We start from the raw sequence: 26123 nt of genomic DNA, 5'->3' as shown, positions 1-26123 counted from the left end.
CTTCCCGGGTGCGGGAGATGACCGAGGGGCCACCGGCGGGTGAACGCCCGTGGGCATGAGCCGGGCGGGCCACGCGCGTAGTCTCGTCGTCGAGTGTTCGCCGTACCGGGGAAGGCCCCGTGGACAGCTGGCTCCGAGGTCGGCATAGGGTCGGCTGTCGGGCCCGGTCGACCCACACCGTTCGACCACCGCAACTTCACATCGGAAGCGAGATTTCACCACCGTGACTGCTCTCACTCTCAGCACCGCCGCGGCGCCCGGTCTGCGGGCCGACGCCATCGTGATCGGTGTGGCCAAGGGTGCCAAGGGACCGGTCGTCGCGCCGGGCGCCGAGGCCGTGGACAAGGCGTACGACGGCAGGCTCGCCGGCGTCCTGGAGACTCTCGGCGCCTCCGGTGCCGAGGGCGAGCTGACGAAGCTGCCGGCGCCGTCCGGCTTCAAGGCGCCGCTCGTGCTGGCGGTGGGCCTGGGCGCGGTGCCCGAGAAGGACGCCGGCTACGGCGCCGAGGCCCTGCGCAAGGCCGCCGGTGTCGCCGCCCGCGCCCTGGCCGGCGCCAAGAAGGCCGCCTTCGCCCTGCCGCTGACCGACGCCGCCGACATCGAGGCGATCGGCGAGGGCGCGCTGCTCGGCGCGTACTCGTTCGACGCGTACAAGGAGAACGGCAAGGACGCCAGGAACGGCAAGGCCCCGCTCGGCGAGGCCGCGCTGCTCGGCGGCAAGTCCCGCGACAGGGCGCACAAGGCGGCCGTCGAGCGTGCCGTCGCCGTGTCCGAGGAGCTGAACCGCGCCCGCGACCTGATCAACACCCCGCCGAACGACCTCAATCCCGAGGCGTTCGCCGCGATCGCCCAGGCCGCGGCCAAGGAGCACGGCATCAAGGTGCAGGTGCTCGACGAGAAGGCCCTCGTCAGGGGCGGCTACGGCGGCATCCTCGGCGTCGGGGCGGGCTCGGCGTCCGGTCCGCGCATGGTCAAGCTGTCCTACACCTCGTCCAAGGCCAAGAAGCACCTCGCCTTCGTCGGCAAGGGCATCACCTACGACTCGGGCGGCATCTCGCTGAAGCCGGCCGGCCACAACGAGACGATGAAGTGCGACATGAGCGGCGCGGCCGCGGTGTTCGCCGCGGTCGTCGCCGCCGCGCGCCTCGGCCTGGAGGTCAACGTCACGGGCTGGCTGGCCCTCGCCGAGAACATGCCCTCCGGGTCGGCGACCCGTCCGGGTGACGTGCTGCGCATGTACAGCGGCAAGACCGTCGAGGTCCTCAACACGGACGCGGAGGGCCGCCTGGTGCTGGCCGACGCGCTGTGGGCCGCGTCGCAGGAGAAGCCGGACGCGATCGTCGACGTGGCGACGCTGACCGGGGCGATGGTGCTGGCGCTGGGCAACCGGACCTTCGGGATCATGGCCAACGACGACGCGTTCCGCTCGGCGCTGCACGAGGCCGCGGAGGAGGTCGGCGAGCCGGCGTGGCCGATGCCGCTGCCGGAGCACCTGCGCAAGGGCATGGACTCGCCCACGGCCGACATCGCGAACATGGGCGAGCGGATGGGCGGCGGCCTGGTCGCCGGTCTGTTCCTGCGCGAGTTCGTGGGCGAGGGCATCACCTGGGCCCACCTCGACATCGCGGGCCCGGCGTTCAACGAGGGCGGCCCGTTCGGGTACACGCCGAAGGGCGGCACGGGCAGCGGCGTGCGGACGCTGGTGCGGCTGGCGGAGCTGACGGCCGCGGGCGATCTGGGCTGAGTCCCGCCCGCGAGCCCGATCTCGCGGGTTCTGCGGCGAATGCGGGGCGTGGGGGCTGTGTGCGCAGTTCCCCGCGCCCCTCGCGGGCCGAGAGCCCGCCGACCCGCGCGGGAGCCGGTCGCGCCCACGCGGCGGAGCCGCGGATCGGGCACAGCCCCGCGCCCCCGGGCGCGGCTCACCTGAACGTGGGGTGTCTCACACCGCAGCCCGGCGTCTCCTTGTGTGCCGACAAGTGCGAAGATGGGGCTCGGCAGGACAGGGCCCCACCGAAGGGCCGAAGAACGAGCGGCCGGACACCAGCCGCCTGCCGGTCGTCGCGACCGGCTCACGGCGCACATGCATGGAGGACGTGACGTGGCGAACGACGCCAGCACCGTTTTCGACCTAGTGATCCTCGGCGGTGGCAGCGGTGGTTACGCCGCGGCCCTGCGCGGGGCGCAGCTGGGCCTGGACGTCGCCCTGATCGAGAAGGACAAGGTCGGCGGCACCTGCCTGCACCGGGGATGCATCCCCACCAAGGCCCTGCTGCACGCGGGCGAGATCGCCGACCAGGCCCGCGAGAGCGAGCAGTTCGGCGTGAAGGCCTCCTTCGAGGGCATCGACATCGCGGGCGTCCACAAGTACAAGGACGGCGTGATCGCCGGCCTGTACAAGGGCCTGCAGGGACTGGTCGCCTCCCGCAAGGTGACCTACATCGAGGGCGAGGGCCGGCTGTCCTCCCCCACCTCCGTCGACGTCAACGGCCGCCGCGTGGAGGGCCGCCACGTCCTGCTCGCGACCGGCTCCGTGCCGAAGTCGCTGCCGGGCCTGGAGATCGACGGCAACCGGATCATCTCCTCCGACCACGCCCTCGTCCTGGACCGCGTGCCGAAGTCCGCGATCATCCTGGGCGGCGGCGTCATCGGCGTCGAGTTCGCCTCCGCCTGGAAGTCCTTCGGCACCGAGGTCACGATCGTCGAGGGCCTGAAGCACCTCGTCCCGGTCGAGGACGAGAACTCCTCCAAGCTGCTGGAGCGCGCCTTCCGCAAGCGCGGCATCAAGTTCAACCTGGGCACCTTCTTCGAGAAGGCCGAGTACACCCAGGACGGCGTCAGGGTCACCCTGGCCGACGGCAAGCAGTTCGAGGCCGAGATCCTGCTGGTCGCCATCGGCCGCGGCCCGGTCTCGCAGGGCCTGGGCTACGAGGAGCAGGGCGTCGCGATGGACCGCGGCTACGTCCTGGTCGACGAGTACATGCGCACGAACGTGCCGACCATCTCCGCCGTCGGTGACCTGGTCCCGACCCTCCAGCTCGCGCACGTCGGCTTCGCCGAGGGCATCCTGGTGGCGGAGCGCCTGGCCGGTCTGAAGACCGTCCCGATCGACTACGACGGCGTCCCGCGGGTGACGTACTGCCACCCCGAGGTCGCCTCCGTCGGCATCACCGAGGCCAAGGCCAAGGAGATCTACGGTGCGGACAAGGTCGTCGCTCTGAAGTACAACCTCGCGGGCAACGGCAAGAGCAAGATCCTGAACACCGCGGGCGAGATCAAGCTCGTCCAGGTCAAGGACGGTGCCGTCGTCGGCGTTCACATGGTCGGCGACCGCATGGGCGAGCAGGTCGGCGAAGCCCAGCTGATCTACAACTGGGAGGCGCTGCCCGCCGAGGTCGCGCAGCTCATCCACGCCCACCCGACGCAGAACGAGGCGCTCGGCGAGGCCCACCTGGCCCTGGCCGGCAAGCCCCTCCACGCGCACGACTGACCCTCGGTCGACGAACGCGACGACACAGACTTCCGCACTTTCCGTAAGGAGCAACCGAAACCATGGCGGTTTCCGTAACCCTTCCGGCGCTCGGCGAGAGCGTCACCGAGGGCACCGTCACCCGCTGGCTGAAGGCCGAGGGTGAGCGCGTCGAGGCCGACGAGCCGCTGCTCGAGGTCTCCACCGACAAGGTCGACACCGAGATCCCCTCGCCCGCCTCCGGCGTGCTGTCCTCCATCAAGGTCGCCGAGGACGAGACCGTCGAGGTCGGCGCCGAGCTGGCGCTGATCGACGACGGCTCGGGCGCCCCCGCGGCCCAGGAGGCCCCGGCCGCCGAGCAGGCCCCGCAGGCCGAGCAGGTCGCCGAGCCCGCCCCGGAGCCGGCCGCGGCCGCCCCCTCCACCGAGCAGGCCGCCCCGGCGCCCGCCCCGACCGCCGACACCGCGGCCGGCGGCGGCTCCGCCCAGGGCACGGACGTCGTCCTGCCCGCGCTCGGCGAGTCCGTCACCGAGGGCACCGTCACCCGCTGGCTGAAGTCGGTCGGCGACACGGTCGAGGCCGACGAGCCGCTGCTGGAGGTGTCGACGGACAAGGTCGACACCGAGATCCCCGCCCCGGCCTCCGGCACGCTGCTGGAGATCGTCGTGGGCGAGGACGAGACCGCCGAGGTCGGCGCCAAGCTCGCCGTCATCGGCGAGGCGGGTGCCGCTCCGGCCGCCGCCCCCGCGCAGGAGGCCCCGGCCGCCCCGGCCCAGCCCGAGCCCGCCCCGGCCCCGGCGCAGCCCGCCCCGGCCCAGCAGGCCCCCGCCCCGCAGGCTCCGGCCCAGCCGGCTCCGGCTCCGCAGGCCCCCTCGGCGCCGGCCCCGCAGCAGCAGACCACCCCGGCTCCCGAGCCGGTCCCGTCCGCTCCCGCGCCCGCCCCGGCTCCGGCCCAGGCCCCGGCCGCCGCCAAGCCGGCCGACGACGGCGCCTACGTCACCCCGCTGGTGCGCAAGCTCGCCGCCGAGCAGGGCGTCGACCTGGCGACCGTCAAGGGCACCGGCGTCGGCGGCCGCATCCGCAAGCAGGACGTCGTCGCCGCCGCCGAGGCCGCGAAGAGCGCCGCCACCGCCCCGGCCCCCGCCGCTGCCGCCCCGTCGGCCGCGAAGAAGGCCCCGGCGCTGGAGGCCTCCCCGCTGCGCGGCCAGACCGTCAAGATGCCGCGCATCCGCAAGGTCATCGGCGACAACATGGTCAAGGCCCTGCACGAGCAGGCCCAGCTGTCCTCGGTCGTCGAGGTCGACGTCACCCGCCTGATGAAGCTGCGCGCCCGCGCCAAGGACGCGTTCGCGGCCCGCGAGGGCGTCAAGCTCTCCCCGATGCCGTTCTTCGTCAAGGCCGCCGCCCAGGCGCTGAAGGCGCACGCGCCGATCAACGCCCGGATCAACGAGGCCGAGGGGACCATCACCTACTTCGACACCGAGAACATCGGTATCGCGGTGGACTCCGAGAAGGGCCTGATGACCCCGGTCATCAAGAACGCCGGTGACCTCAACCTCGCCGGTATCGCCAAGGCCACGGCCGACCTGGCGGGCAAGGTCCGCGCCAGCAAGATCACCCCGGACGAGCTGTCCGGCGCGACCTTCACCATCTCCAACACCGGTTCGCGCGGCGCGCTCTTCGACACGATCATCGTGCCGCCGGGCCAGGTCGCGATCCTCGGCATCGGTGCCACGGTCAAGCGCCCCGCCGTGATCGACACCGAGGACGGCCCGGTCATCGGCGTCCGGGACATGACGTACCTGACGCTGTCCTACGACCACCGCCTGGTGGACGGTGCCGACGCCGCCCGCTACCTGACGGCGGTCAAGGCCATCCTGGAGGCCGGCGAGTTCGAGGTCGAGCTCGGCCTCTGACCTTCGGTTCCACGGCTGTACGGTGCCCCGTCCGGATCTTCCGGACGGGGCACCGTGCTGCCCGAGGGGCGCGGGGAGCCGCGAACGGCCCTCAGCCGCCCCCCGACCGCCGGCCCGGCCTCACACGCGCCGCACACCCCGTGTGCGCCTCGTCTCACCTGCACCAGGACACCCCCGCCTGCCCCACCCGCGGAGCGAACCGGCCGTATTGTCTAAGCGTCGATCCCGACCGAGGAGCCCTCATGACCGCGCCCGTCGTCCACTCGCTGCGCGAACAGATCCGCGAGCACATCCTGGAAGGGATCATCAGCGGGCGCTGGCAGCCGGGCGAGCGGATCGTCGAGCGGCGGATCGCCACGGAGCTGGAGGTCAGCCAGACCCCGGTCCGCGAGGCCCTGCGCGAGCTGGAGTCGCTGCGCCTGATCGAGTCCGCCCCGAACAAGGGCGTGCGCGTGCGCAACCTGACGGCCGCCGACCTGGAGGAGAGCTACCCGGTGCGCGCCGGCCTGGAGGCGATCGCCGCCGAGCTCGCCGCCCCGGGCCTCGCGGAGGACTGCTCGGCGCTGGAGCCGCACGTCAGCGCCCTGTACGACGCCGACCGCAGGTCCGACGGCACGGCCCAGGTCCGCCACACCGTCGCCTTCCACCGCGAGCTGGTCCGCGCCGCCGGCAACTCGGTCCTGCTGCACACCTGGGAGGGCCTGGGCATCGAGGTGTTCACGGCCCTGTCGATCCGCTGGCTGGGCACCCGCCAGCAGTCGTACGCCGAGGAGCACGAGGAGCTGGTCGCCGCCTTCAAGCGGCGGGACCCCCGGATCGCGGAGCTGGTCAAGGCCCACGTCCTCGGCTGCGCACCCCGGGCCTGACACCCGAGCGCACCCCCGCTCATACGCCCGCGACCTGCGAAAACCAGGCCGGAAGCCGTCACCGCGTGCCACAGTCGAAGGCACCGCGTGCCTACTTTCTCGTGATCAAGAGGTTTTGGCCCTCAACCCTTTGATCGATCATCGATCAGGGAGTTACAGTCGCCGACGGGCCCACGCGGCCGAGCCGCACGGTGCTACCGCACCCGAGCCCCACCCGCCCTGTCCTGCCAAAGACCAAGGGCACCCCCGATCCCCCTTACGTGAGGGAACCCCCTTCGACTGAGGAAGGCGGCGACATGACCGACCCCAACGCCATCCAGCCGAGCGAGCTCGACCAGCTCCCCGACCGGGACCCGGAGGAGACCGCCGAATGGCAGGCCTCCCTGGACGCGGTCGCCAAGGCAGCCGGGCCGCACCGTGCCGCGTACCTGATGCGCCGCACGCTGGAGCGCGCCGAGGGCGCCGGCATCGCGCTGCCGAAGCTCCTCGAGACCGACTACGTCAACTCCATCCCCACCTCCGCCGAGCCGGACGTGCCCGGTGACGAGGCGATGGAGCAGCGGATCACCGCGTGGAACCGCTGGAACGCGGCCGCGATGGTGACCCGCGGCAGCAAGTACGGCGTCGGCGGCCACATCGCCACCTTCGCCTCCGCGGCCTGGCTCTACGAGACCGGCTTCAACCACTTCTTCAAGGGCAAAGAGGCCGACGGCTCCGGCGACCAGCTCTACATCCAGGGCCACGCCTCCCCCGGCATCTATGCCCGCGCGTTCCTCGACGGCCGGCTGAGCGAGCAGCAGCTCGACAACTTCCGCCGCGAGTCGGGCGGCGACGGCCTGCCCTCCTACCCGCACCCGCGCCGCCTGCCCTGGCTGTGGGAGTTCCCGACGGTCTCCATGGGCCTCGGCCCGCTGTCGGCCATCTACCAGGCGCGCTTCAACCGCTACCTGGCCAACCGCGGCATCAAGGACACCTCCGCCTCGCACGTGTGGGCGTTCCTCGGCGACGGCGAGATGGACGAGCCCGAGTCGACGGCGGCCCTGGCGCTCGCGGCCCGTGAGGAGCTGGACAACCTCACCTTCGTCATCAACTGCAACCTGCAGCGCCTGGACGGCCCGGTCCGCGCCAACTTCAAGATCGTGCAGGAGCTGGAGGCCCAGTTCCGCGGCGCCGGCTGGAACGTCGTCAAGACGCTGTGGGGCACCGCCTGGGACGAGCTGTTCCAGCTCGACACCACCGGCGCGCTCGTACGCCGCCTGCGCCAGGTACCGGACGCGCAGATCCAGACGTACCAGACGCGCGACGCGGCCTACATCCGCCAGGACTTCTTCGGCGCCGACCCGGCTCTGGCGGAGATGGCGAAGCTGCTGAGCGACGACAAGATCCTCGAGTGCTTCCACCTCTCGCGCGGCGGTCACGAGTCCCGCAAGGTCTTCGCCGCCTACAAGGCCGCCGTCGAGCACAAGGGCGCGCCGACCGTGATCCTGGCCCAGACGGTCAAGGGCCACACCCTCGGCGAGGGCTTCGCGTCGAAGAACGCCAACCACCAGATGAAGAAGCTCTCGGTGGACGAGTTCAAGAACATGCGCGACCTGCTGGGCCTGCCGATCAAGGACAGCGACTTCGTCGACGGCGTCGTCCCCTACGGCCACCCCGGCGCCGACTCCCCCGAGGTCCGCTACCTCCAGGAGCGGCGCGCCGCCCTCGGCGGTCCGGCCCCGGCCCGGCGCGTGCACCCGGTCGCGCCGCTGCCCGCCCCCGCGGAGAAGGCGTTCGCCTCCTTCGACAAGGGCTCCGGCTCGCAGAACGTGGCCACCACCATGGCGTTCGTCCGCCTGGTCAAGGACCTGGTCCGCGACAAGGAGACCGGCAGGCGCTGGGTGCCGATCGTCCCCGACGAGGCGCGCACCTTCGGCATGGAGTCGCTCTTCCCCTCGCTCGGCATCTACTCGCCCAAGGGCCAGACGTACGAGCCGGTCGACCGCGACCAGCTGATGTACTACAAGGAGGCCAAGAACGGCCAGATCCTCAACGAGGGGATCACCGAGGCCGGTTCGATGGCCGACTTCATCGCCGCTTCGACGTCGTACGCGACGCACGGCGAGGCGATGATCCCGTTCTACATCTTCTACTCGATGTTCGGCTGGCAGCGCACGGCCGACCAGATGTGGCAGCTCGGCGACCAGCTCGGCCGCGGCTTCCTCGTCGGCGCCACGGCCGGCCGCACCACGCTCACCGGTGAGGGCCTGCAGCACGCCGACGGCCACTCCCCCGTCATCGCCGCGACCAACCCGGCGGCCCTGACGTACGACCCGGCGTTCGCCTACGAGGTCGCGGCCATCGTCAAGGAGGGTCTGCGCCGGATGTACGGCGAGGCCGCCCCGGGCGAGGACCAGGACGTCTTCTACTACCTGACCGTCTACAACGAGCCGCTGCCGCAGCCGGCGAAGCCGTCCGTCGCCGGCATCGACGAGGGCATCGTCAAGGGCCTGTACCGCTTCAACACGGCGGAGTCGGCGGGTGTGACCGTGCCGGCGAACGCCCCGCGGATCCAGCTGCTCGGCTCCGGCACGGCCATCCACTGGGCGCTCAAGGCGCAGCGGCTGCTGGCCGACGAGTGGGGCGTGGCGGCCGACGTGTGGTCGGCGACGTCCTGGAGCGAGCTGCGCCGGGACGCCCTGGAGGCGGACGAGGCGCTGCTGCGCGGCGAGGAGCGGGTGCCGTTCGTGCGGCGGGCGCTGCAGGGTGCCGAGGGCCCGGTGCTGGCGGTCTCCGACTACATGCGCCAGGTCCCGGACCAGATCGCGCAGTGGGTGGAGCAGGACTGGTCCTCGCTGGGCGCCGACGGCTTCGGCCTGTCGGACACCCGCGAGGCGGCCCGCCGCCACTTCGGCGTCGACGCCGAGTCGATCGTCGTGGCGGCCCTGGCCCAGCTGGCCCGGCGCGGCGAGGTCAAGGCGACGGCCGTGAAGGAAGCGCGCGACACGTACGGTCTGTGAGGACCGTCACCGTCGACGGCAGGCCCCCGCTGCGGCGGGGGCCTGCTGCATGATGTGGGCATGCGTGCTGCCCGGCTGATCAAGATGGTGCTGCTGCTCCAGTCACGGCCCTCGATGACGGCCGCCGAGCTCGCCCGGGAGCTGGAGGTCTCGGAGCGGACGGTGACCCGCGACGCGCAGGCGCTGTCGGAGGCGGGCGTGCCGGTCTACGCGGACCGCGGCCGGGCCGGCGGCTACCGGCTGGTCGGCGGGTACCGGACGCGACTGACCGGGTTGCACCGCGGCGAGGCGGAGGCCCTGTTCCTGTCCGGGGTGCCGGGGGCGCTGCGCGAGATGGGCCTGGAGGACGCGGCCTCGGCGGCCCGGCTGAAGGTGTCGGCCGCCCTGCTGCCGTCCCTGCGGGACGCCTCCCGGACGGCGGCGCAGCGCTTCCACCTGGACGCGCCGAACTGGTTCAAGGAGCCGAGGACCCCCGCGCTGCTGCCGGCGGTCGCGGACGCCGTCTGGGACGACCGGCGGATCACCGCCCAGTACCGGCGCGGCGAGGACGAGGTGGTCCGGGAGCTGGAGCCGTACGGGCTCGTGCTGAAGGCGGGCGTGTGGTACCTGTGCGCGCGGGTGGCCGGGGGCGCCTCCTTCCGGGTGTACCGGATCGACCGGTTCACGGCGGTGGCGGCGGGTGAGGAGCGCTTCGAGCGGGAGCCGGAGTTCGACCTGCCGGGGTTCTGGGAGGAGCGGGCCGAGCAGTTCGCGCGGTCGATCCTGCGGGCGCGGGTGGTGGTCCGGCTGTCCCCGGACGGTGTCCGGGCCCTGCCGTACGCCCTCGATCCGGTCCTCGCCCGGGAGGCCCTGGCCGGGGCGGGCGCGGCGGACGGTGAGGGCTGGGTGCGGGTGGAGCTGCCGGTGGAGTCCGAGGAGGTGGCGCACGCCCAGCTCGCGTCGCTGGGGCCCGAGGTGGAGGTGCTGGAACCGGTGGGGCTGCGCGAGCGGTTCGCCGCGGACGCGGCGCGGCTGGCGCGCCTGTACGGGCGGACCGGCGGCGCATAACGATCCCGCCCACTCCGGGTGCGCCCCTGTCCCCCAGGGCCGATGCTTGACCCGTGATGGACGAGACGGAGTTCTGGGAGCTGGTGGACGACGCCCGGGAGGCCGCCGAGGGCGACCCGGAGGAGCAGGCGGACCTGCTCGTGGAGCGCCTCGCCCGGCTGGACCCGGACTCGGTCCTGGACTTCGCCCGTCACTTCGAGTCCCGCTACAACCGTGCCTACCGCTGGGACCTGTGGGGCGCGGCCTGGGTGCTGCTGGACGGGGCCAGCGACGACGCCTTCGACTTCTTCCGCTGCTGGCTGATCGGCCAGGGCCGGGAGGTGTTCGAGGGCGCGCTGCACGACCCGGACGCGCTCGCCGACCTGCTGGACGACTTCGACGAGGAGATCGACGGCGACGGGGAGGACCTCGGCTACGCGGCGGACGAGGCGTACGAGCAGCTCACCGGCGCGGTGGCCCCCGATCTGGAGATCGCCCCGCCGCCCCCGGAGCCGGAGGGCACGCCCCTGGACTTCGAGAACGAGCGGCTGCTGGCCGAGCGCTACCCCCGGCTTTGGGAGCGGTTCCGGGACTGACCGGCGCCCGACATCGGGTTGTGGGCGGCGGGCCGGGGGGCTCAGGACGCCGCGCGGCGGCTGCGGCCTTCCTGCGTCGCGGCCGGCCTGCCCTGCATCCGGGCCGCCATGTCGCGGATCTGCGGAAGGCGGGCGTGCAGTGCGGCGCCGGGGCAGCTGGTCATGTAGCCGTCGTTGTGGCCGGCCAGGGCGGGCAGGGTGGCGGTGGTGCCGGCGGCGTACCGGCTCAGGCCGTTGCTGGAGACCAGGCGGACCCGGGAGCGCGGGTCGGTGCCGGTCAGGCCGAGCTTCCAGGCGGCCACCGCGGCGATGGACCTGATCATCGGCTCCGGCACGGGCATGCCCTCGGTGAAGGTGCCGAGGGCGGCGACGCCGGAGGTGCGGTGGTTGAAGCCCTGGGTGTGGGCGCCGGTGACGGCCCGTTCGACGCCCCCGGCGCGGCCCTCGTAGATGGTGCCGCAGCGGTCGACGACGAAGTTGTAGCCGATGTCGTCCCAGTCGCGGGTGCCGCGCTGGCCGGTGTAGACGTCGCGGATGATGCGGGGCGCGTCGGCGCAGTCGTAGCCGTTGGGCGAGTCGGTGTGGTGGACGAAGACGGCCGCGACCCGGTCGTCGTAGCGGGGGCGCGGCTGCTTGGGGGCGGACCCGTCCAGCCACCGCGAGCGCGGCACGATGGACGGGCGCGGGGCGGCCCAGGGGGCGGCGGCGGGCCGCTGCGCGGCCGCGCGGGCGTCCTCCTCGGCGGCGTTCTCGACACCGTGCGCGCACAGCACCAGGGCCACGACGGCGGCGGTGCCCGGAAGGCAGCCGAGCAGCACCCGGGCCGCGCGCGGCATCCCCGCCCCGCCGGGCGTCCCGGCGGCGCGGTGCCGGCGCGTCCCTGGCCGGGCTCGGAAGGCACGCATGGTCCCACTGTCGGGCTGTTCCGCCCGGTCCGCGATGTGTGATGTGCCACCTGGTGGAACCATCGTCACGGTCCGCGACGTTTTTCCTGGTGCACCGCGCGGCGCCGGTCCCGGCCGTCCCGCTCGTGCGACTGATCAACGGGGCGTTCCCGCACGTACCAGTGGTTCCCGGAGAGAGGCGGCGTTGCGTGGACCTGCTCGACATCCTGCTGTTGCTGGTCGTCCTGGCCTATGCGGCGTCGGGGTACCGGCGCGGCCTGGTGGCCGGCTGCGTGTCCCTGGCGGGGTTCGTCGGCGGCGCGGTCGTCGGCGTGTGGATCCTGCCGTGGGTGATGGACCTGGTCGAGCCGGGCACGACCCGGGCGACGCTGACGGCGGTGCTCACGGTGCTGCTGCCGGCGGTGCTGGTGCACGAGCTGGCGGGCCGGCTGGCGCTGCGGCTCCGTCGGGAGCTGGAGCGCGGGCCGCTCAGGGTGGCGGACGGGGTGGGCGGGGCCGTGGCCAACGCGGTGGCGGTGCTGATCGTGGCGTGGGTGGCCGCGAGCGTCCTGGGCGCCTCCTCCTCGCCGACGGTCACCTCGGCGATCCGCGACTCGCGGCTGCTGGGCGCCGTGCAGCGGACGATGCCGGACACGACCCCGGCCTGGTTCTCGGAGGCCACCTCCGCCCTGACCCAGGCGGGCTTCCCGCAGGTGTTCAACCCGTTCGAGAGCGAGTCGGCGGCGGAGGTCGCCGAGCCCACCGGCGACAGCGTGACACGGGCCGCCACGCGTGCCGCCCAGCGCAGCACGGTGAAGGTGGAGGGCGTGGCGGGCACCCAGGGGCGCGAGGGCAGCGGGTTCGTGTACGCGCCCCGGCGTGTGATGACCAACGCCCATGTGGTGGCCGGCATCGACGAGCCGACCGTGCAGATCGGCGGCGTCGGGCGCACGTACGGGGCCCGGGTGGTGCTCTTCGACCCGGAGAAGGACGTGGCCGTGCTGTACGTGCCGGAGCTGCGGGCGCCGGTGCTGCGCTTCGACGACGACGCCCGGCGCGGTGACGCCGCGGTCGTGGCGGGCTATCCGCAGGACGGCGACCTGGACCTCCAGGCGGCCACGGTCGCGAACCGGGTGCGGGCGACGGGCCAGGACATCTACAACGAGCGGACGGCCGTGCGCGAGATCTACTCGATCCGCTCCACGGTCCGCCCGGGCAACTCCGGCGGGCCGCTGCTCACCACGGACGGCCGGGTGTTCGGCGTGGTCTTCGCCCGTTCCACCTCGGACGCCGAGACGGGGTACGTGCTGACGGCCGGCGAGGTCGCCCCGGACGCCGAACGCGCGGCGCGGGCGACGGCGCCGGTGGACACCGGGGAGCCCACCGCGTCGTGAGCCCGCCGGGTGCGCTTCACAGGAAGCGCCCCATGAGGACGTCGTCGACGTACCGGCCGTCGATGAGGAACTCCTCGGGCAGGACGCCCTCCACCGCGAAGCCCTCGGACTCGTAGAGCTTGCGCGCCGGCGTGTTGTGGCCGAGGACCCGCAGGGTCAGGCGCCGGGCACCGCGCCGCCGGGCCTCCTCGACGGCGGCCCGGAGCAGGGCCCGGCCGGCCCCGCGGCCGCGTGACTCCTCCGCCACGGCGAGGCCCTGGATCTGGAGCACGTGCCGGTTGGCCAGGACGGGCGTGGGAGAGCCGAGGTGCGTGTAGCCGGCCAGGCGGCCGCCGTCCTCGGCGACGAGGCAGTCCTGCGGGGGATGCCGGTCGCTGAAGAACGGCGGGTGGGGCGGCTGCGGCCGCGGCGTCACGGCGTGCAGGGGCGACCAGGCGCGCCGGTCCAGCAGGGCCAGTTCCGCCTCGTCCTCGGGGACGGCGACGCGGACGCGCACGTCGGGATGGTTGGGCATGGGCGTCACCCTAGGCGGCGGTGCCCGTGGTCCGACAGTGAATTCGCGGGGGCTGCGGGCAGGATGGGGGCATGGAACGCTCACGTATCGCAGTGGCCGGCGCGTCCGGTCTCATCGGCGGCGCCCTGGTGCGGTCGCTGGCCTCGGACGGGCACGAGGTGGTGCGCCTGGTGCGCCGGGAGCCGCGGGGCGCGGACGAGGTCCGCTGGGACCCGGAGGGCGGGCGCGTGGACGAAGCGGGGCTCGCCGGGTGCGACGCGGTGGTCAACCTGGCGGGCGCCGGGGTCGGCGACCGGCGCTGGACGGACGCCTACAAGCAGCGGATCCGCGACAGCAGGGTCAACGGCACGGCCGCGCTCGCGCGGGCGGTGGCCTCGCTGGACGACGCGGACCGGCCGCGGGTCTTCGTGAACGGCAGCGCCATCGGCTACTACGGCGAGACCGGGGACCGGGCCGTCGACGAGAGCGCGCCGGCGGGCTCGGGCTTCCTGCCCGAGGTGTGCGTGGAGTGGGAGGGGGCCGCCGCGCCCGCCCAGGAGGCCGGTGTCCGCACCGCGTTCACCCGGACCGGGCTCGTCGTCTCCCGCGAAGGGGGCGCGTGGGGGCGGTTGTTCCCGCTGTTCCGGGCCGGGCTGGGCGGGCGCATGGGCGACGGCCGGCAGTACTGGTCGTTCGTCGCGCTGCACGACGAGGTCGCGGCGATCCGGCACATCCTCGACACCGACGGCCTGTCCGGTCCGTTCAACCTCACCGCCCCGAACCCCCTGACGAACAGTGAGATCACCGAGGCGATGGGGCGGGTGCTGCGCCGGCCGACGGTGTTCGCCGTGCCCGCGCCCGTCCTGCGGTCGGTGCTCGGCGAGATGGCCGGGGACGTCCTCGGCAGCGCCCGCGTCGTGCCGGCGCGCCTGCTGGAGTCGGGCTTCCGCTTCGCGTTCCCGGACATCGAGGGAGCGATCCGCGCGGCGCTGTGAGCCCTTGAGGTCCGCCCCCTCGCCCGCCGTTCACCGGCCCCACGGACCCACGCCCCGCACCGCACGCCGGCCGCGGGGCCCTTCTCCGCGGAACGCAGCCGCCCCGGCGGGCCCCTCCCCCACGCACACCGGTCCCACGGACCACGGACCACGCCCCGCGCCGCACGCCGGCGGCGCGGGGTGCCTCGGCCGCACGCCGCGCCCGAACCGCGGGCGCCCCTGTCCGCCTCGCGCACCGGTCCCTCCCGGACGCGTCTCCCTGGCCGCACACCAGTCCCCCGCGGCCCCTTCATGCCCACACGGTGTCCGTATGCGACCGCTGTGCGACCGTGCCCTGTCGATGCGCGACTCCCTCTGACCGATCACAGCCCTACGCTCGACCGGAACTCGCGTATCCCTGGGGCCTGTTGAGGGCATGACGTCTCCAGCGCCCGCGCAACCTCGAGGAGGGGCACGTGCTTGAGCCCGCGTACCAGGCGGACGTGGTCGTCGTGGGGGCCGGGGTCGCCGGCCTCTCGGCCGCGCATCGGCTGACCAGCGCAGGAGTGACCACCATGGTCCTGGAGGCCGCCCATCAGGTCGGCGGCCGGATGGCGACGGAGAAGGTCGACGGATTCCGGCTCGACCGGGTCGGCCAGTTGCTGTCCACGGCGTATCCCGAACTACACCGGACCCCGGGGCTGGGCGGGCTCGTGCTGCGCCCCTTCGCCCCGGGCGTCCTGCTGCACGGCGACGGACGCCATCACCGCGCGGGCGTCCAGCCCGGCGCAGGGGGTGCACGAGGCGCACTGCACGCGGTCCGTGCGCTGGCGAGTGCGCCCCGGTCGCCGTCCGCCCCCCGGGTCTCCCGCAGGCCCGTGGCCGTGCCCGGGCGGCAGGTCTCGGTGCCCCGCAGCCGGTCCGGCGCCCCGCTCGGCACGGCGGTCGACCAGGCCCGCCTCGGCGCGGCCCTGACCCGGCTGGCCGGTACCCCCGCCGAACGGCTGCTGGCCCGCCCGGAGTTGCCCGCCGGCCAGGCCCTCGCCGCCCGGGGGCTGCCCTCGCGGACCATCGACGGCTTCCTGCGCCCGCTGCTCGCGGCCCTGCTGTGCGACCCGGACCTGACGACGTCGAGCCGGTGTGCCGACCTCGCGCTGCGCGCCTTCGCCGGCGGCCGGCTGTGCGTGCCGGAGGGCGGGTCGGAGGCCCTTCCGGAGCTGCTGGCGCGGACCCTGCCGGCGGGGTCGGTGCGCACCGGCGTGCGCGTCACCTCCGTCTCCACGACCGCGGTGACCACCGCCGAGCACGGGGTGATCCGCTGCCGGGCGGTGCTGGTGGCGACGGACGCCCGGGCCGCCGCCGTACTGCTGCCCGGGTTGCGGGTGCCGGAGTTCCACCCGGTGACGGTGGTGCACCACACCACCGACGAGCCGCCCGGGACGGGGGCGTCCCTGCTGCTCGACGCGGACCTCGGCGGCCCGGTGGCCCACACGGCGGTCCTCAGCCAGGTCGATCCGTCCCGCGCTCCGGCGGGGCGGGCCCTGGTGTCGTCGACGGTGCTGGGCCGGCCGCCGGGCGACGTCGACACGGCCGTGCGCATGCACCTGGCGCGGCTGTACGGGACGTCGACGGCCCGGTGGGAGACGCTGGCGGTGCACCAGACGGCCGAGGCGGTGCCCGCGATGCGGCCGCCGCACGATCTGCGGCGGCCGGTGCGGCTGCTGGCGGGGCTGTACGTGTGCGGGGACCACCGGGACACCAGCACCGTCCAGGGCGCTCTGCACTCCGGGCACCGGGCGTCCGCGGCGATTCTGGCGGACCTGGGGGCGGGGCGGTCGATGCACGCCGCCGATCCGCTGCCGACCGTTCCGCGGGCGGCCTGAACCGCTCGCCGGGTAAGAGGGATGCGGGGGCCGGTCGCGCGGTTCCCCGCGTCCCCGGGCCGCGTCAGCCGAGGGCGGCCACCTTGTCACGGTAGGTCCGCACCGGGGCCGCGTCCTTGTAGGGCTCCAGCCGCCGCTCGAAGTCGCGTACGTACTCCACCGCCCGCACCGAGCGCATCTCGGCGGCCTGGCCTGCGGCCTCCGCGGCCAGCTGGCACGCCTGGTCGAGCTCGCCCAGGCCCAGGCGGGCGGTGGCCAGGACGACCCGGCAGAACAGCCGGCTGCGGGCGTAGGACGGGGCCCGCAGCTGCAGCGAGCGCTCCGCGTGCTGGGCGGCGGCGCGGAACTGCTGCAGGTCGCGGTGGCAGTGCCCGAACTCGTCGGCGAGCTGGGCCTCGTCGAAGAACCTCGCCCAGTGCGGCACGTCGTCCCCCGGCCGGGCCGTCTCCAGGGCCCGCTCGGCGCGGACCAGGGCCGCGGTGCAGGCCCGGACCTCGCCGAGCACCCCGTGCCCGCGCGCCTCGGAGGCGTGCAGCAGGGCCTGCACGACGGGCGGCCCGGAGGTGCCCACGCCCTGCTGGGCCACCCGCGCGAGCTGCACCGCCTCCCGCCCGTGCCCCAGGTAGACGGCCTGGCGGCTCATGGTGACCAGCACGTACGCGCCGAACGCCCGGTCCCCGGCCGCCTGGGAGAGCCGCAGCGCCTGCACGAAGTAGCGCTGGGCGAGCCCGTGCGCGGCGATGTCGTACGAGGTCCAGCCGGCGAGCCGGGTCAGGTCGGCGGCGGCGGCGAACAGGCGGCGGCCGGTCTGCTCGCCGTAGGTGCCGCGCAGCATGGGCTCGCACTCGTGCTCCAGGTAGCGCACGAGGGCCTGGCGGGCGTGGCCGCCGCCGTAGGCGTCGTCGAGGGTGCGGAAGAGCTCGCCGACCGAGCGCAGGGCGGCGATGTCCCCGGCGGTGACCCTCTGGCCGGGTCCGCGGTCGGCCCCGCCGCGCTGGCGGGGCAGGGACGGCACGCCCTGCTCGGCGGGGAGCCGCAGGGCGGGACGGCCCTGCGCGGGGATGCGGGCCCCGTGGGGTTCCCCCCGGGCCACCTTCTCGTCGGCGCGGCCGATCAGCCAGTCGCGGCTGGGCACGACGAGCCCGGCCGGGGTGAAGGCGATCTTGCGCAGCTCGGCGTGGCTGCCGGAGTCCTTGCGCCACAGCCCGCTGACGATGTCGACGGCCTCCTCGGGGGTGGCGGCGAACTCCAGCCCCGCGTAGACCGGGGCGCAGGCGTCCAGGCCCAGGTCCTGGGCGGTGAGGCGGCGGCCCAGACGGCGGGTGAACACCTCGGCGATCAGGGCGGGTGTGGTCCCCCGGGGCTGCTGGCCGCGCAGCCACCGGGTGACGGAGGTCTTGTCGTATCTCAGGTCGAGCCCGTGTTCCAGACCGAGCTGGTCCACGCGACGGGCGAGTCCCGCGTTGGAGAACCCCGCTTCTGCGATGAGCGCGGCGAGCTGTCGGTTGGGGGTGCGCTGCGCGGGTCGTTCCGTCATCTGCGGTGCGGTCTCCTGCCTTACGGCCTTCGTGATGTGCGCGGACTGCCTGTGAGCTGGCCTGACGCCTTGCTGGACGGCGCGAATGTAGCGGAGAGTAAGCAACCCATCACACATTTTCCCGGACATTCATCCGATCGTGTGAGGATTGACCCCGGGACTGACGTGTCCGGGCCGGACGTACAGTGGCTTGGGCGCGTTACGTGCCTGACACACCCGTCCGAGGGAGGCGCTTGCCGTGAGTGAGTTGCGGTTCGTCCGCATGGGGTTCGGTGACGAGGCCGTCGAGTACCAGGAAGCCTGGGACGAGCAGCGCCGGGTGCACGCGGCGCGCTTCGCCGACGAGGTCCCCGACACCGTACTGCTCCTGGAGCACCCGCCGGTCTACACGGCCGGGCGGCGCACGGCGGACAACGAGCGGCCCCTGGACGGGACGCCGGTCGTCGACGTGGACCGCGGCGGCAAGATCACCTGGCACGGCCCCGGACAGCTGGTCGGCTACCCCATCCAGAAGCTCCCCCGCCCCGTGGACGTGGTCGCCCATGTGCGGCGCCTGGAGGAGGCCCTGATCCGCACCTGCGCCGACTTCGGGCTCACGACCACCCGGATCGAGGGCCGCAGCGGCGTGTGGGTGCTGGGCGACCCGGTCGAGCAGCGGCCCGCGCTCGGCGGGCTGTCGCTGGACTTCGACCCGCGGCTGCACGACGAGGAGTTCGACCCGCGCCTGAACGGCCCGGAGTACGCCCCGTCCAACGCGGGCCAGCGCCGCGAGGACCGCAAGATCGCCGCCATCGGCATCCGCGTCGCCAAGGGCGTCACCATGCACGGCTTCGCGCTGAACGTGAACCCCGACAACAAGTGGTTCGACCGGATCATCCCCTGCGGCATCCGCGACGCGGGCGTGGCCTCCCTCGCCGCCGAGCTGGGCCGCGACGTGACGATCGAGGAGGTCCTGCCCGTGGTGGAGCGCCACCTGCGGGACGTCCTGGAGAACGCCGACCTCAAGCCCCGGGAGATCGAGAGGACACCGGCGGCATAAAGGCCCGCGGGAAGGGGCTGACACCACACACAGGCATTCAAATCCACGGGCGTACCCTTGAGGGCGCCGAAGAATCAACGCTAGGGAGCCGGTCGTGTCCGCAGTCGCACCCGACGGACGCAAGATGCTGCGCCTGGAGGTCCGCAACAGCCAGACCCCCATCGAGCGCAAGCCCGAGTGGATCAAGACCCGGGCGAAAATGGGCCCCGAGTACACCAAGATGCAGAACCTCGTGAAGAGCGAGGGCCTGCACACGGTCTGCCAGGAAGCCGGCTGCCCGAACATCTACGAGTGCTGGGAGGACCGCGAGGCCACCTTCCTCATCGGCGGCGACCAGTGCACCCGGCGCTGCGACTTCTGCCAGATCGACACCGGCAAGCCCGAGGCGCTCGACCGCGACGAGCCGCGCCGCGTGGGCGAGTCCGTGGTCACGATGGACCTGAACTACGCCACCATCACCGGCGTCGCCCGCGACGACCTGGACGACGGCGGCGCCTGGCTGTACGCCGAGACGGTCCGCCAGATCCACCGGCAGACCGCCGACCGCGAGGGCGGCCACACCAAGGTCGAGCTGCTGGCCCCCGACTTCAACGCGATCCCCGAGCAGCTCGAGGAGGTCTTCTCCTCGCGCCCCGAGGTCTTCGCGCACAACGTCGAGACCGTCCCGCGGATCTTCAAGCGCATCCGCCCCGGCTTCCGCTACGAGCGCTCCCTGAAGGTGATCACCGAGGCCCGCGACTACGGCCTGGTCACCAAGTCGAACCTGATCCTCGGCATGGGCGAGACCCGCGAGGAGGTCAGCGACGCGCTGAAGCAACTGCACGAGGCGGGCTGCGAGCTGGTCACCATCACGCAGTACCTGCGCCCCTCCGTGCGCCACCACCCGGTGGAGCGCTGGGTCAAGCCGCACGAGTTCGTGGAGCTGCAGCAGGAGGCCGAGCAGATCGGCTTCTCCGGTGTGATGTCCGGCCCGCTCGTGCGCTCCTCGTACCGGGCCGGGCGGCTGTACCGCATGGCCATGGAGCAGCGGGACGCGCGCGTCGCGGCCCAGGCCGTCTGACGGAGCGTCACCGCCCTCCCCCGGACAGGGCGAGACAATCGTGTGAATTCGCGCACGTGAGACTACTGACCGGTAGCGACCGATTCGACGCGGTCCTGACCGTCCTCGCAGATGAGGGCGTACGTCAGGACCGCGTCGTCGTTCCCCCTCCCCGCATCCCGGATTCACGGGTGTTTGACCGGTGAGTCACGCCCTGGTAACACCAGTCAGTGACGCTGAACTCACAGCACGTACACCCTGACCGAGGGGGGACCTCACCCATGCAGGCCGCGCCCGTCCGCGCCACCGCGATCCCGTCGTTCACGACCGCCCTGCGTGCGGTCGAGGCACTGCTGATGAGCAGCGGCCAGCGCACCGCCCGGCGCAACGCCTGGACGTCCGTGCTGGAGGACCGCCGCCGCGCCAAGGACCGGATCGAGGCGCAGCACGTGCTGGAGCAGTCCCTCTCCCGCTCCCTGTCCGCCCGTCCCTGACGTCCGGCCCCCGCCCCGCGGGCCCCGGACGGCACTGCCGTCGTCGGCGCTTGTGCGGACACGTAGACTTCGTGGCATGGCGAGGAAGGAACCTGCAGCGGACGCTGCGAACCCCGGGCGACTGAAGCAGATCGCCCTGACCTACAAGATGACCCGCAGGGCCGACAAGAAGATCGGTCTTGTACTCGCGGCTGTCGGAATCGTCACCTTCGGTGTCTTCCTCGCGATCGGTTTCTTGATCGGTCACCCCATCTATCTCGGCATCCTGGGCTTCCTGCTCGCCTTCCTCGCGACGGCGATCGTGTTCGGGCGCCGGGCCGAGCGGGCCGCCTTCGGGCAGATGGAGGGCCAGCCCGGTGCCGCGGCGGCGGTGCTCGACAACATCGGCCGGGGGTGGACGACGACCCCCGCGGTGGCGATGAACCGCAACCAGGACGTGGTGCACCGCGCGGTCGGCAAGGCCGGCATCGTGCTGGTGGCCGAGGGCAACCCGAACCGGGTGAAGACCCTGCTCGCCGCCGAGAAGCGCAAGATGAACCGGATCGTCGCCGACGTGCCCGTGCACGACCTGGTGGTGGGCACCGGCGAGGGCCAGGTCGAGCTGAAGAAGCTGCGCACGACCATGCTGAAGCTGCCCCGCGTGCTGACCGGCCCGCAGGTCACCGCGACCAACGACCGGCTGCGCGCGCTCGGCGACCTGATGAGCAACATGCCGCTGCCGAAGGGCCCGATGCCCAAGGGCATGCGCCTGCCGAAGGGCGGGCCGAAGGCCCGCTGACCCGTACCCGTACGACGAAGGGGCGCCCGGACCACTCCGGGCGCCCCTTCGTCGTACGGGCTTGCCCTGCGGGGGGGCGCCGGCCCGTCGGTGCCGGCTAGAACCTGTCCGGCCGATCATGTGTGGCGCGGGATGACCGCGATCGCTGCGGTGGCGGTATCGAGGAACGCTTGGCCGTCTGCCATAACGGGCGTCGGTCCGGGCGCGGAGCCGAGCACCGCCCTGCCCCATGTGCTGATCGGCGGAGACGGCATGATGGGGATCATGAAGTCTCTCGCCGCAGCCGGTCTGCGCATCGTGGAGGGCTGGACCGCGCCCGACGGGATCCTTCCGCCCACCGTCACCAGCCAGGCACCGAGCGTCCCATCTGAAGACGGGCGCGTCGAGGCCATGCTGGACTTCCTCGATCCGCAGCTGCACGAGAAGGCGAACGCCGACTGGTACCGGCTGTCGATCGAAGGAGGACTCTTCTCCGAGACCGACCGCAGGTTCCTGATCGCGCTCCACCCCGGCCAGGACCGCCTCGCACGATGGCACTGCGTCGAGCTGCAGAGCGAGTGGGACATCATGGGCAAGGGTGCTGACGGGCTGCTCGGCAGTGCCCCCTACCGCCCCGAGTTCAGCATGCTTTCCCTCGACGGGAACGTGCTGTGCTTCGCCACGACGTGGGAGCACGCGATCAGCACCTCCGTGCTGAAAGCGCCGCATCGTTCGCAGGTCCTCCGCGAGTGGGCCAAGGATCTGACGGACGGCACCATGGACGACATGGGCGATCCGGACGAGCCGCCACTGAGCACCACGGCACGACGCTGGCTCAACAGCCACTAGAAATTTGTCCGACTGATCACGTTCGGAGCCAGATAACGAGGGCTGCTGCTGTGGCGGTTCCTAGATAGATGTATCCGCGCTTGTCGTAGCGAGTGGCGACTGCCCGGGACTGTTTCAGGCGGTTGATCGTCCGCTCGACAGTGTTGCGCTTTTTGTAGCGGTCCTCATCGAAGCCAATGGGCCGTCCGCCGCGTGAGCCCTTGCGCAGGCGGGCGGCCTGGCTGTCGCTCTTCTCCGGGATCGTGTGCCGGATGCCCCGACGCCGCAGATACTCGCGGATACGGCCATTGCTGTAGGCCTTGTCGGCAGCGAGACTGTCCGGCCTCACCCGTGGCCTTCCCGGGCCACCTCTGGGGACACGGATCCTTTCCAGCACGGCGATGAACTGGGTGCAGTCTGCCCTCTGACCTGGAGTGACGATAAGGGACAGCGGGCGACAGAATCCGTCCGCGCTCAGGTGGAGCTTGCTGGTGAACCCGCCGCGCGAGCGGCCCAGGCCCTCACCTCCAGCACCACCGCCACCAGGCGGGCGACGAGGCTCTGCCACGGCGTCTCGCCCTGGTGTTCCCCCTCGTCGGCCCCCCTTGAGGAAGGTGTCAGCGGCGGGTTGGTGCGGGCGCCAGCCGCATGCTGATGCGCGCGGACGATGGAGTCCACCGAGATCTCCCAGTCGATCTCACCCACCGCGTCGGCCGCGGCCTGGACCTGCTGGAGCAGACGTTCCCAGGTGCCGTCGCCCGACCACAGCCGATGACGCTCGTACACGGTTTTCCACGGACCGAACCGCTCGGGCAGATCACGCCACTGCACCCCGGTCCGCACCCGGTGCAGAATCCCGTTGATTACCTGCCGGTGATCCCGCCATCGGCCGCAGCGACCGTTGCTGACCGGCAGGAACGGCCGCAGCCGTTCCCACTCGACATCCGTCAGGTCACCCCGCCCCATGTCCACATCAACGACTAGGACAGGCCGTAGTCACATGATCGGCCGGACAAGTCCTAGATGCGGACCTCGACCGTGCCGGCCAGCCGGTCGTGCAGGCCGCGGCCGTCGCGGTCCCAGATCAGGGCGGGGATCGCGAGGAACAGCAGGACCGTGCGCAGGACGGCCCGCCAGGGGCTGACGCGGCCGGTGGCCAGGGCGAGCACCCGGAGGCCGAACAGGCGCTTGCCCGGGGTGAAGCCCACCGTGCCCACCGTGAGCACCATCAGCGCGAACATGATCAGCGGGGCCCAGATCTGCGCCGCCTCGTTGTAGCTGTCGGCGACCAGGCCGTAGGCGATGAGCAGGCTCAGCCCCCAGTCGACGGCCAGGGCGCCGAGCCGGCGGCCCGGGCGGGCGATCGAGCCGGGGCCCTCCTCGGGCAGACCGAGCTGCTCGCCCCGGTATCCGAAGTCGACCCCGGCCTCTTCCGCGGCCGCGCGGGGTCCGGAGAGCCACGATCCGAGTGCTTGCCTGTTGTCCACCCGTCCACGGTACTGCGCCCCCATATGACCGGGGCACGGCGGGGTGCGTCGGGGCTACGGTGGGAGGTGGGCCGGTTAACTTGTGCGAAACAATCGGGTCACGCCCGAGAAATCACCCGTCCCTAGGGTCGAGGACAGCGTGTGCCACCCGCACTGGCCGCACGAACGAACTACCACCCCGGCGGGACGGTCGGGAGTAGGAGGAGCTGGATGTTCCAGAACGCCGACGAGGCCAAGAAGTTCATCGCGGACGAGGACGTCAAGTTCATCGACGTCCGCTTCTGCGACCTCCCGGGCGTGATGCAGCACTTCACGGTGCCTGCGGAGGCGTTCGACGCCGACGAGGAGCTGGCCTTCGACGGCTCCTCGATCCGGGGTTTCCAGGCCATTCACGAGTCCGACATGGCCCTGCGCGCGGACCTGTCGACCGCCCGGGTCGACCCGTTCCGCCGTGACAAGACGCTGAACATCAACTTCTTCATCCACGACCCGATCACGGGCGAGCAGTACTCCCGCGACCCGCGCAACGTGGCCAAGAAGGCCGAGGCCTACCTCGCCTCCACCGGCATCGCCGACACGGCGTACTTCGGTCCCGAGGCCGAGTTCTACGTCTTCGACTCCGTCCGCTTCGCGACCAGCGCGAACGAGTCCTTCTACCACATCGACTCCGAGGCCGGCGCCTGGAACACCGGTGCGCTGGAGGACAACCGCGGCTACAAGGTGCGCTACAAGGGCGGCTACTTCCCGGTCCCGCCGGTCGACCACTTCGCCGACCTGCGCGCCGAGATCTCCCTGGAGCTGGAGCGGGCCGGCCTGAAGGTCGAGCGCCAGCACCACGAGGTGGGCACCGCCGGCCAGGCCGAGATCAACTACAAGTTCAACACGCTGCTCGCCGCCGCCGACGACCTCCAGCTCTTCAAGTACATCGTGAAGAACGTGGCCTGGAAGAACGGCAAGACGGCCACCTTCATGCCGAAGCCGATCTTCGGTGACAACGGCTCGGGCATGCACGTCCACCAGTCGCTGTGGACCGGCGGCCAGCCGCTGTTCTACGACGAGGCCGGTTACGCGGGCCTGTCGGACACCGCCCGCTACTACATCGGCGGCATCCTCAAGCACGCCCCGTCGCTGCTGGCGTTCACCAACCCGACGGTGAACTCCTACCACCGCCTGGTGCCGGGCTTCGAGGCGCCGGTGAACCTGGTGTACTCGCAGCGCAACCGCTCCGCGGCCATGCGCATCCCGATCACGGGCTCGAACCCGAAGGCCAAGCGCGTCGAGTTCCGCGCCCCGGACGCCTCCGGCAACCCGTACCTGGCGTTCTCGGCGCTGCTGCTCGCCGGTCTGGACGGCATCAAGAACAAGATCGAGCCGGCCGAGCCGATCGACAAGGACCTGTACGAGCTGGCTCCCGAGGAGCACGCGAACGTCGCCCAGGTCCCGACCTCCCTCGGCGCGGTCCTGGACCGCCTGGAGGCCGACCACGAGTTCCTGCTCCAGGGCGACGTGTTCACCCCGGACCTGATCGAGACGTGGATCGACTTCAAGCGCGCCAACGAGATCGCGCCGCTGCAGCTGCGTCCGCACCCGCACGAGTTCGAGCTGTACTTCGACGTGTGATCGACGCCCCTGTCGCCCGTACGGTGCCCCCGTCTCCCGCTGTGGAGGCGGGGGCACCGTCGTGTACCGGCCGCGCCTTCACAGGCGGGCGCGGAAGGGGGATCATCGGGGAGGGGACGCTTGTGCGAGAAGAGGTGCGGGGATGCCGGAGCGGGACGACGAGGAGCGCGAGTTCGACATCCGGTGGGCTGACGGGGCCGAGCACAAGGAGCCGTCCGCGCGGGCCCGCATGCTCGCCGCACGCTGGAAGCACGACCCGCCCGGGCCGGTGCCGTTCCGCCCCGAACCCGGGCATGTGGGCGGCGGGCGCCGCCGGTCCCCCTGGGTGTCGACGGCCGTGGTCCTCGGCTGCGTCGCCGCCGTGATCGTCCTGCTCGGGTACGCCGGCTTCCGTCCCCCGTTCTAGCCGGCCGTCCTGCGACCCTCCTGTTAGCGTCCGGCCCGTGGACGACAGCGTGTACACGGGCAATGCCGGCGAGGACGCCGCGCTGGACCGGGGGTGGATCCTCGGGCACTTCAAGGCCGCCGGGGACCCTCGGCACAGCGAGGACGTCGAGATCAAGTGGGGGGTGCACCCCCCGGGCGACGAACGGGCCGAGTGGGTGCGCGGCGAGCAGCGGACCGCGCTGCTGGTGCTGATCAGCGGGCGGTTCCGCGTCGAGCTGCCCGGGCGGAGCGTGCTGCTGCGCCGCCAGGGCGACTACGTGGTGTGGGGGCGGGGCGTCGACCACTCCTGGCGCGCGGAGGAGGAGTCGGTGGTGCTGACCGTGCGGTGGCCGTCCGTGCCCGGGTACGCGGTGGGATCCGGGACCTGACGGCCACGCC

Annotated in this window: 23 protein-coding genes; 18 read left to right on the top strand and 5 right to left on the bottom strand. The window is 72.6% G+C overall.

The genetic code is table 11. The features are described from left to right. The first annotated feature begins 223 nt into the window (after positions 1-223). From ACFYWG_RS14925 to ACFYWG_RS14895, 7 genes are all read left to right on the top strand, one after another. Positions 224-1744: a leucyl aminopeptidase gene (locus ACFYWG_RS14925; protein ID WP_389201559.1), complete on the top strand. Its 1521-nt coding sequence runs from the start codon at positions 224-226 to the stop codon at positions 1742-1744. Between the two features lie 354 nt (positions 1745-2098). Then, the gene (gene lpdA / locus ACFYWG_RS14920; protein ID WP_385412907.1) at positions 2099-3487 is read left to right on the top strand and encodes a dihydrolipoyl dehydrogenase; all 1389 of its coding nucleotides are present in this window, start codon (positions 2099-2101) and stop codon (positions 3485-3487) included. Positions 3488-3549: 62 nt separating this feature from the next. Continuing rightward, a complete protein-coding gene (sucB, locus tag ACFYWG_RS14915; protein ID WP_385412909.1) occupies positions 3550-5382 on the top strand; it encodes a 2-oxoglutarate dehydrogenase, E2 component, dihydrolipoamide succinyltransferase in 1833 nt (610 codons plus the stop codon). Positions 5383-5624: 242 nt separating this feature from the next. Continuing rightward, positions 5625-6248: a GntR family transcriptional regulator gene (locus ACFYWG_RS14910; protein ID WP_376323587.1), complete on the top strand. Its 624-nt coding sequence runs from the start codon at positions 5625-5627 to the stop codon at positions 6246-6248. 296 nt (positions 6249-6544) lie between these two features. Then, positions 6545-9247: a pyruvate dehydrogenase (acetyl-transferring), homodimeric type gene (gene aceE / locus ACFYWG_RS14905; RefSeq protein WP_389201556.1), complete on the top strand. Its 2703-nt coding sequence runs from the start codon at positions 6545-6547 to the stop codon at positions 9245-9247. Positions 9248-9307: 60 nt separating this feature from the next. Beyond that, positions 9308-10294: a helix-turn-helix transcriptional regulator gene (locus ACFYWG_RS14900; RefSeq protein WP_389201554.1), complete on the top strand. Its 987-nt coding sequence runs from the start codon at positions 9308-9310 to the stop codon at positions 10292-10294. Positions 10295-10350: 56 nt separating this feature from the next. Next, positions 10351-10869 carry a DUF4240 domain-containing protein gene (locus ACFYWG_RS14895; RefSeq protein WP_376323915.1) on the top strand — a complete coding sequence of 173 codons (519 nt, stop codon included), beginning with the start codon at positions 10351-10353 and terminating at the stop codon, positions 10867-10869. A gap of 41 nt (positions 10870-10910) precedes the next feature. On the opposite strand, the gene ACFYWG_RS14890 is transcribed toward ACFYWG_RS14895, so the two are convergent. Then, entirely contained in the window at positions 10911-11705 is a 795-nt protein-coding gene (locus ACFYWG_RS14890; RefSeq protein ID WP_385413475.1) for a peptidoglycan recognition protein, read from the bottom strand. A 257-nt stretch (positions 11706-11962) separates the two neighbouring features. Here ACFYWG_RS14890 and ACFYWG_RS14885 point away from each other — a divergent pair, with 257 nt between their 5' ends. After that, positions 11963-13147, top strand: a complete 1185-nt coding sequence (locus tag ACFYWG_RS14885; protein ID WP_383505219.1) for a MarP family serine protease — start codon at positions 11963-11965, stop codon at positions 13145-13147. Between the two features lie 16 nt (positions 13148-13163). On the opposite strand, the gene ACFYWG_RS14880 is transcribed toward ACFYWG_RS14885, so the two are convergent. Next, the gene (locus ACFYWG_RS14880) at positions 13164-13661 is read right to left on the bottom strand and encodes a GNAT family N-acetyltransferase (RefSeq protein WP_383505222.1); all 498 of its coding nucleotides are present in this window, start codon (positions 13659-13661) and stop codon (positions 13164-13166) included. A gap of 71 nt (positions 13662-13732) precedes the next feature. On the opposite strand from ACFYWG_RS14880, the gene ACFYWG_RS14875 reads away from it, so the two are divergent. Together ACFYWG_RS14875 and ACFYWG_RS14870 are read left to right on the top strand one after the other, a co-directional pair. Beyond that, positions 13733-14635, top strand: coding sequence for a TIGR01777 family oxidoreductase (locus ACFYWG_RS14875; protein ID WP_389201551.1), 903 nt, complete (start codon positions 13733-13735; stop codon positions 14633-14635). Positions 14636-15090: 455 nt separating this feature from the next. Further along, complete coding sequence (locus ACFYWG_RS14870) at positions 15091-16497, top strand: NAD(P)/FAD-dependent oxidoreductase (protein ID WP_383505226.1); 1407 nt, start codon at positions 15091-15093, stop codon at positions 16495-16497. A 64-nt stretch (positions 16498-16561) separates the two neighbouring features. Here ACFYWG_RS14870 and ACFYWG_RS14865 read toward each other — a convergent pair whose 3' ends face one another. Continuing rightward, positions 16562-18034 (bottom strand): regulator, encoded by a 1473-nt coding sequence (locus tag ACFYWG_RS14865; protein WP_376323574.1) that lies wholly within the window; start codon positions 18032-18034, stop codon positions 16562-16564. A gap of 238 nt (positions 18035-18272) precedes the next feature. On the opposite strand from ACFYWG_RS14865, the gene lipB reads away from it, so the two are divergent. From lipB to ACFYWG_RS14840, 5 genes are all read left to right on the top strand, one after another. Beyond that, entirely contained in the window at positions 18273-19073 is an 801-nt protein-coding gene (gene lipB, locus ACFYWG_RS14860; RefSeq protein WP_376323572.1) for a lipoyl(octanoyl) transferase LipB, read from the top strand. Positions 19074-19167: 94 nt separating this feature from the next. Continuing rightward, positions 19168-20133 (top strand): lipoyl synthase, encoded by a 966-nt coding sequence (lipA, locus tag ACFYWG_RS14855; protein WP_389201548.1) that lies wholly within the window; start codon positions 19168-19170, stop codon positions 20131-20133. A gap of 260 nt (positions 20134-20393) precedes the next feature. Then, entirely contained in the window at positions 20394-20606 is a 213-nt protein-coding gene (locus ACFYWG_RS14850; protein WP_376323568.1) for a hypothetical protein, read from the top strand. Between the two features lie 76 nt (positions 20607-20682). Beyond that, a complete protein-coding gene (locus tag ACFYWG_RS14845) occupies positions 20683-21384 on the top strand; it encodes a DUF4191 domain-containing protein (RefSeq protein WP_333931045.1) in 702 nt (233 codons plus the stop codon). A gap of 264 nt (positions 21385-21648) precedes the next feature. Continuing rightward, complete coding sequence (locus tag ACFYWG_RS14840; RefSeq protein WP_389201545.1) at positions 21649-22212, top strand: hypothetical protein; 564 nt, start codon at positions 21649-21651, stop codon at positions 22210-22212. Positions 22213-22228: 16 nt separating this feature from the next. Here ACFYWG_RS14840 and ACFYWG_RS14835 read toward each other — a convergent pair. Continuing rightward, a protein-coding gene (locus ACFYWG_RS14835) for an IS5 family transposase (RefSeq protein WP_389201543.1) occupies positions 22229-23157 on the bottom strand; the annotation gives its coding sequence in 2 pieces (ribosomal slippage) (positions 22229-22827 and positions 22827-23157; 930 coding nt in all). Positions 23158-23210: 53 nt separating this feature from the next. Next, positions 23211-23678: an RDD family protein gene (locus tag ACFYWG_RS14830; protein WP_383511024.1), complete on the bottom strand. Its 468-nt coding sequence runs from the start codon at positions 23676-23678 to the stop codon at positions 23211-23213. A 210-nt stretch (positions 23679-23888) separates the two neighbouring features. Between ACFYWG_RS14830 and glnA the strand changes: the two genes are divergently transcribed. The 3 genes from glnA to ACFYWG_RS14815 all read left to right on the top strand — a co-directional run bounded on the left by glnA (position 23889) and on the right by ACFYWG_RS14815 (position 26113). Continuing rightward, positions 23889-25298 carry a type I glutamate--ammonia ligase gene (gene glnA / locus ACFYWG_RS14825; protein WP_311687300.1) on the top strand — a complete coding sequence of 470 codons (1410 nt, stop codon included), beginning with the start codon at positions 23889-23891 and terminating at the stop codon, positions 25296-25298. A gap of 142 nt (positions 25299-25440) precedes the next feature. After that, positions 25441-25704 (top strand): hypothetical protein, encoded by a 264-nt coding sequence (locus ACFYWG_RS14820; RefSeq protein ID WP_385412927.1) that lies wholly within the window; start codon positions 25441-25443, stop codon positions 25702-25704. A gap of 37 nt (positions 25705-25741) precedes the next feature. Continuing rightward, positions 25742-26113 (top strand): signal peptidase I, encoded by a 372-nt coding sequence (locus ACFYWG_RS14815; RefSeq protein ID WP_383511020.1) that lies wholly within the window; start codon positions 25742-25744, stop codon positions 26111-26113. Positions 26114-26123 lie beyond the last annotated feature (10 nt).

Source organism: Streptomyces sp. NPDC003456, assembly GCF_042878735.1.
Taxonomy (GTDB): Bacteria; Actinomycetota; Actinomycetes; order Streptomycetales; family Streptomycetaceae; genus Streptomyces.
Note: the sequence above shows the minus strand (reverse complement) of the source record. Positions and strands in the feature narration are given on the sequence as shown.